The following is a 1,676-nucleotide window of genomic DNA, read 5'->3' on the forward strand; positions in this document are numbered from 1 at the left end:
ATTATCAATAATACCTGCATTAATATGTAAATAAATATCGCCACTTACAATTTCATTAACTGATAAATAAATACCTGCTGAATTTGATTGAATTGGATAATCATTTTTACCATCACTTAATAATATATTAGAACGCATAAATCCTAAAATTCTTTGTTTCTGTGGTGTAGTTAAATTACTATCTAGTATTTTATCAAATAATTTTTTAATCTCTGCTTTGTCAGGAGTAGATGGAGTAATTCCAAAGAATTCATAATATTTTTTCTTAACATCCATATTTAATGTTGTTTGATCTTCTATTAAGTTATTAATATTGTTAATAGTATTTTGCATTGCAGTTTTAAATGTAGGATTATAAAAATCTTTATAATTTGGATCATAATCTAATAATTGATAAGTTAATTCATTTTCTCATTCACCAGTAAATTCATTATATTTTTGTCATGAATTACCAGTTGGATTAGTATTATCTCATAAGCGAGCAATAGCATCCATTTGTTCTTGTTCTGTAAACATTTCTTTAACAATTAAGAAACCTAATTCAGGTCTTGTTAAAGCAGGTAATGAAAATAATACCCGACTAGTAAATGCTGGTTCTTGCGTATCATTATCAACATAACTAATATTTTCAGTAAAAATAGTAATCATTGCGGCATTATCTCTATGAATAACTAATGCTTCTATTTTATTTTTAATAGATAAATCAAATCCACGAGTTCTATTCATTCCTTGTAAATTAACCTCTAATTGTCCATCTGATGTTTTACCATATAAAGGTTTAATATTTTGACCAAGTCATAATGATTTAGAAACCATATAACCTAAAACTTTATCTTGAAATAAAGTACCTGTTACCATTGTATTTGCTGAAATATTTTCACCGATTAATTGAGTATATGCTCGTGTTAAATCTAAATATGAATGTGGTTCTCAAATCATTTCTCAATCACTAGTATTTGTACCAATTTGAGATGCATTAATTTTTCGTGTTTCATCAGTCATACGATGTCCTAATTTATACATTAAATCTAATGCATCTTGTTGAGTTTTAATTTTAGTTGTATCATAAACAAAAACATACTCTTTATTAAATTTAGACCTAGCAATATAATTATCAATTACACCTTTTAAAAAGTATAATTCTAAATTAAACATCATATTCTCTGTAATTGAACCTGTTCATTTTGCTACTAATTCACCTCGTAATGATGGGTCAGTATTTTTTAAACGAGATAAATCAAATCGTCTTCATTGTGTTTTTAATCCCATAGTATGATCAATTACTAAACGACCACGCTTAGCATTTTGATTTTGTTTTGGGTTTCCTTTTTCATGGTTTCATTCTGAATCACCATAAAATAATCGTTCAGGTATTGTATAAATTGCAACTGCATAATCTGCACTTTCCATATTAGGGCTTGATTGTGCTGTTGCTATTAAACGATGAAATGTATAATAATCAGGGTTTGATAAAATATCTTTTACTCTCATTTCTTGTGCTGATAATAATAAATGTCCTTCTTTTGTTAAATTTGCTACACCATTACCAATAACAAATCCTTCATGTAATCCTATAATTGATGCCATATTTTATTTTCCTTTCTGATATTCTTTTTGAACTAAGTTTTTAATTCTTTCATTAATAGGAATATTATGATTATCTTGTAAATTWTTTT

Annotated in this window: 1 protein-coding gene; it reads right to left on the reverse strand. The window is 26.4% G+C overall.

The window, feature by feature from the left end:
* Window positions 1-1,587 (reverse strand): hypothetical protein (locus EHV01_RS05280; protein WP_422066543.1); only part of this gene is annotated, 1,587 nt, incomplete at its 3' end.
* Window positions 1,588-1,676 lie beyond the last annotated feature (89 nt).

The sequence above is a fragment of the Spiroplasma sp. hy2 genome, from assembly GCF_044714365.1.
GTDB lineage: Bacteria > Bacillota_I > Bacilli_A > Mycoplasmatales > Mycoplasmataceae > Spiroplasma > Spiroplasma phoeniceum.